The following is a 4376-nucleotide window of genomic DNA, read 5'->3' on the forward strand; positions in this document are numbered from 1 at the left end:
CTGTCCGCCGAGGACGCCGAACGGGCGCAACCGCAGGCCGTCGAGCAGCACCATCGCCGTCGCCGTGGCGATGGTCAACACGGTGATCTCGCCGAGGGTATCGAAGGCACGGATATCCACCAGGATCGCATTCACCGCATTCGCGGCGCCGGCGGCCGACTCGACGAGCCGCAGATACCCCTCGCCGCTGCCAGGGAGGTGATGCCGCAGCAGGCTGACGCTCAGCGCCGCGCTCGCGCATCCCACCAGGGTGGCGAGGAACAGGTCGCGTTCGCGCCGCCAGCCAGTCACCGGGCGCGCGCCGCCACGCGGTAACAGGGCCAGCACCAGCAGCAACAACAGCGTGGTGACCAGCTCCACCGCAAGCTGGGTCAGCGCCAGATCCGGGGCCGAGAAGTGCACGAAGGCGAGGCTGACGATCAGGCCGATCACGCCGGTCAGCACCACTGCCAACAGCCGCTGGGCGCGTTGGCGCAGCAGGGTGAAGGTGGCCGCCACGAGCACCACGGCGGCGGCGAGGCTGACGCTATCGAGCGGTATCGCGAATGGCGCGATGTCTGCGGACGCGCTGGCGGAGGCACTGGCGAAAGCGCCGGTTGAAGCGCCAGGCGCGATCGCCCCAGCGCGTGCCGATCCGGTCGGCGGCTGAGCGCTGAGCCAGCCCAGAGCACCAAGCCCCAGGCCAACCGCCAGCAGCCAGGCCGTCGACTGCCGCAGCGCAGTCGGCTGCAGCCAGGGGCGCAGCCGTCGGCCCCATCCCACCACGCGCGCGATGAGCTGTTGAAACAGGGGGTCGGCGCGCTGGCCCGGGAAACGACGCCGATGGGTGGCGAACAGAACCCCGCGCTGGGCATAGATCAGCATGCCACCGGCGAGCGCCACGCCGCTCATCAGGAACGCCGGCGAGAGCCCATGCCAGATCGCCAGATGGAAGTCGGGCGGGCTCCCGAGGATGCCACCGACACCGACGCGCAGCAGGGGCGCAATGGTCTGTTGCGGGAGCACGCCGATGACCACGCACAGGACCGCCAGTATCGCGACCGGCAGGCGCATCCAGGCCGCCGGCTCATGCGGGGGATAGCGCAGCGCGGGATCATCCGCCGGATAGCGACCATTGAAGAAGGTATCCTGGATGAAGCGCAGCGAATAGGCGACCGAGAACACGCCACCGAGGATCGCGGCCATCGGCAGCAGCGCCCGCAACAGCAGTGGCCAGTCGGCCAGGCGCTCCGAATGCAGGGTTTCGGAGAAGAACATCTCCTTGCTCACGAAGCCGTTCAGCAGGGGCACCCCCGCCATGGCTGCGGCGGCGATCATCGCCAGCCCGCCGGTGATCGGCAGATAGGGATAGAGGCCGCGCAAGCGGCGCAGGTTGCGGCTACCGGTCTCGCGATCGATGATGCCGGCGGCCATGAACAGCGACGTCTTGAACACGGCATGGTTGACCAGGTGGAAGAGGCCGGCGACGGCCCCGAGCGGGGTGCCGAGCCCGAACAGGAAGGTGATCAATCCCAGGTGGCTGATCGTCGAGTAGGCCAGCAACCCTTTTAGATCGTGCTTGAACAGGGCGATATAGGCGCCGAAGACAAAAGTCGCCAGCCCAAGACCGCCGACCAGCGGAAACCAGGGCGTGCTCTCGGCAAAGACCGGAAAGAACCGCGCCAGCACAAAGACCCCGGCTTTGACCAGGGTGGCCGAATGCAGATAGGCCGAGACCGGGGTCGGTGCGGCCATTGCCGCCGGCAGCCAGAAATGGAAGGGCACTTGCGCCGACTTGGTCGCGACGCCGAGCAGGATCAGCACGAGGATCGGCAGCAGGAGCGGGTCGGCGCGCACCTGCTCACCGGCGGCGAGCACCTCGCCGAGCGCAAAGCTGCCCACCACGGCGCCGAGCAGCAGAAAGCCGGCGAGCAACGCGAGGCCCCCGCTCGCGGTCACGAGCAACGCGGTACGGGCACCCCGGCGCGCCTTCGCGGTGGTGGGATCGTAGCCGATCAGCAGGAACGACAGCAGGTTGGTCAGTTCCCAGAAGAACAGGAGCAACAGGAGGTTGTCAGCCGTGACCAGACCGAGCATCGCGGCCTGGAAGGCCAGCATCAGGGCGAAGAAGCGCCCCCGCGGGGCATCGGCGGGCAGGTAATAGCGGGCATAGAGGCTGACCAGCAGGCCGATGCCCGCGACCAGTAGCACCATCAGTAGGGCCAGACCGTCGAGCCGCAGCGCCCATTCCAAACCCAGCGCCGGCAGCCAGGGTAGCGCCACGCGCGGGACCGCGCCGGCGGCCACGCTCGGTAGGTTCAGCAGCGCCGCCGCCAGCGTGACCAGGGCGGCGCTCACGGCAAGCGCCAACGGCGCGCGCGCGTCCAGGCGCTGGGCCGGGACGGCCAGCGCGGCGGCGAGCAGCGGCGCGGCGACGATGAGGACCAGGTTCATGGTCGGCAAGGCCATGGGTGGTCAGGGCTGCTTGCACGGCACCGCCGTGTTCGCGGCTTGCCTAGGCCGGTCACCACTCGCACCTCTCGCGCTGGCTGCATCAGTGCGTCGGCTGGGAGACCTCTTCGAGCACCTCGCCACTGAGCTCGGTTTGGTCGGAGCGCGTAGCGAGGTCGCCGAGCGAGACCACCCCGACACTGCGCTCGGTGCGGTCGACCACCACCAACCGCCGGATCTGCTTCCGCTCCATCAGCCGAGCGGCCTCCTCGACATCGTCGTCGGTGTGTCGGACCTCCACCCCGCTGGTCATGATGCGAGAGACCGGCGTTTCCGGATCGATCCCCTCGGCGAGGCCGCGCGTGACCATATCGCGGTCGGTCAGGATGCCGACGATCTGGTTTTCCTCGAGCACCGGTAACATCCCGATGTCGTGCTCGCGCATCATGCGGGCGGCATCGAGCATCGACTGGTTCAGACCGATGTACTCGAGCTGAGGGGTCATCACATCTTGGAGTTGCATCGCTTGTGCTCCTGTGGTTGCGTTGGATACATGAGAGGGCGAGCGTTGCCCCCGGTCGTTAGCGTTGTTTCTGCAATGCCGGTGCCAAGGCGTGCCATTGCTGCGCGCCCGCCGGCCCCTCCCGCCGGATCGGGCGAGAGCTGGAGCCCGACGGCCAGGCCTGATCAGCCGCTTGTGGTTGTTGAAATGCACCGGCTTGGTGGATTTGCCCCGGTCGCGCTGGGGTGTCCATCGAACGCTGGTCGATGGCTGCTTCCGTGCGGTTTTCCGGGGCCATGCGTCTGGGATGGACGAGCAGTGCACGGCAGGCGCGCCCTGGGCGCCACCCCAGCCCACTCCAGCGCACCCAAGCCGGAAAGGGGTGGTGTTTTTCTCGCGCCGATGGTGGAATGGGCGCAGCGTTGCTCAACGAGCGTCTCCTCCTCGCGGTGACGGAGGAGATAGAGGTCGCGCGCCGGCATCGACCGTCACCGGGCCGAGCCGGTGGCGATGCCAGATCTTGAAGCGGCCATTTCCGGAGGCTGACATCATGCCCAGCTTTACTGTCCAAGAGACCCTCCATCATCCGCGACCGGCGGTCTACGATCTGGTCGCGGATATCGAGCGCTACCCCGAATTCGTTCCGGGCTGGAAGGAGGCGCGAATCCTGTGGGAGGAGGACAACCGCCGCTCGGTCGAGCAGGCCGTGGGGGTCCGCGGCTTCGTCTGGCGCCTGCGCACGGAGGCCGTGCTGGAGCGACCGCATCTCATTCGCATCGATGGCAAGGGTGGCCCGGTGCGCCGGTTGCATCAGGTCTGGCGTTTCGAGGAGCGCGAGCCGAACGTCACGCTGGTCGAGCTGCGGACCGACTACGCGCTCGCGGGCGGGCCAATGGCCGCCGCCGCGGGGCCTTTTTTCCAGCGCCGCACCAAGGACATCGTGGCCGCCTTCCGCCAGCGTGCGGACGCCCTGCTCGGCACTTAGGCGATTCCGGCAATCGCCTTAGCCGCGACCTGAGCGGTAACTGATCAGCCGGTGCGCCTCGCCATCGTCCATGAGCGACACCACGGCGGCCTGACCGGCTTGATCCCACCACCAGTCAGCGCGGAGGATGCCATCGAGCAGCACGTGCGCGGGGCGCCGCGCCAAATGGAGTCGCAGCACAAGCTGGCGCGGAGGCGGCCGCCAGCCGCCCTGGCGCCGGCCGAGCATGAGCGTCGGTCTTTGACGGCCGCTCGCGATCTCGAGGGTCGTCTCCGCGACCTTGCCATCGGGATAGCTCCAGCCATCGCCGGCGTCTTCGATCAGCGTCCAGGATCCATCTTGCTCATCGTCTGGATAGGCGTCGAGAGTCAGCTCGGTCAGCGGCTCGCGGGTCGATTGCCGTAGTGGCCCGAGCGTCAAGCAACTGCCGCCGCGCACCAGGATTGGCATGCGCCCGGG

General features: G+C 68.3%; 4 protein-coding genes. 1 reads left to right on the forward strand and 3 read right to left on the reverse strand.

Translation table 11 applies throughout. The annotated features are described in order from the left end of the window. Both mbhE and ACLFQI_RS11950 read right to left on the reverse strand, forming a co-directional pair. A partial coding sequence (gene mbhE, locus ACLFQI_RS11945) for a hydrogen gas-evolving membrane-bound hydrogenase subunit E (RefSeq protein WP_410759619.1) occupies positions 1–2448 on the reverse strand: 2448 nt, incomplete at its 3' end. A gap of 85 nt (positions 2449–2533) precedes the next feature. Then, positions 2534–2953, reverse strand: coding sequence for a CBS domain-containing protein (locus ACLFQI_RS11950; RefSeq protein WP_410759620.1), 420 nt, complete (start codon positions 2951–2953; stop codon positions 2534–2536). Between the two features lie 529 nt (positions 2954–3482). On the opposite strand from ACLFQI_RS11950, the gene ACLFQI_RS11955 reads away from it, so the two are divergent. Beyond that, positions 3483–3917, forward strand: a complete 435-nt coding sequence (locus ACLFQI_RS11955; RefSeq protein ID WP_410759622.1) for an SRPBCC family protein — start codon at positions 3483–3485, stop codon at positions 3915–3917. 18 nt (positions 3918–3935) lie between these two features. Here the strand turns inward: ACLFQI_RS11955 and ACLFQI_RS11960 are convergent. Further along, a partial coding sequence (locus ACLFQI_RS11960; protein ID WP_410759624.1) for a DUF5110 domain-containing protein occupies positions 3936–4376 on the reverse strand: 441 nt, incomplete at its 5' end.

It is taken from the genome of Halochromatium sp., from assembly GCF_046541315.1.
In the GTDB taxonomy this organism is placed as follows: Bacteria; Pseudomonadota; Gammaproteobacteria; order Chromatiales; family Chromatiaceae; genus Lamprobacter.